The organism is Paraburkholderia sp. BR10954 (assembly GCF_040965775.1).
Taxonomy (GTDB): domain Bacteria; phylum Pseudomonadota; class Gammaproteobacteria; order Burkholderiales; family Burkholderiaceae; genus Paraburkholderia; species Paraburkholderia youngii.
This window is the reverse complement of record NZ_JBFRCK010000376.1, coordinates 1-205: the sequence shown is the minus strand read 5'-3', so window position 1 is coordinate 205 and position 205 is coordinate 1. Positions and strand designations below refer to the sequence as shown.

1 pseudogene is annotated in these 205 nt (G+C 61.0%); it reads left to right on the top strand.

What is annotated here, in order from left to right:
* A pseudogene (locus AB4Y34_RS42625) lies at window positions 1-198 on the top strand (IS110 family transposase); the annotation flags it as partial.
* Window positions 199-205 lie beyond the last annotated feature (7 nt).

Genomic DNA, 205 nt, shown 5'->3' with positions numbered 1-205 from the left:
TACCTTGCCTGGGCATTCGTCGAAGCCGCCGCTGGAGCGCTGCGCTGCTGTCCACAGGCCAGACGTTTCTATGATCGCAAAAAGTCAAAGCGCCTGCCCGTCGTGGCCATGAAGGCGCTCGCGCACAAGCTCGCGCGTGCCGCTTATTACATGATGCGGGAGGGCAAACCGGTTGACCTCAACCGTTGTTTCGGCTGACCTTGGC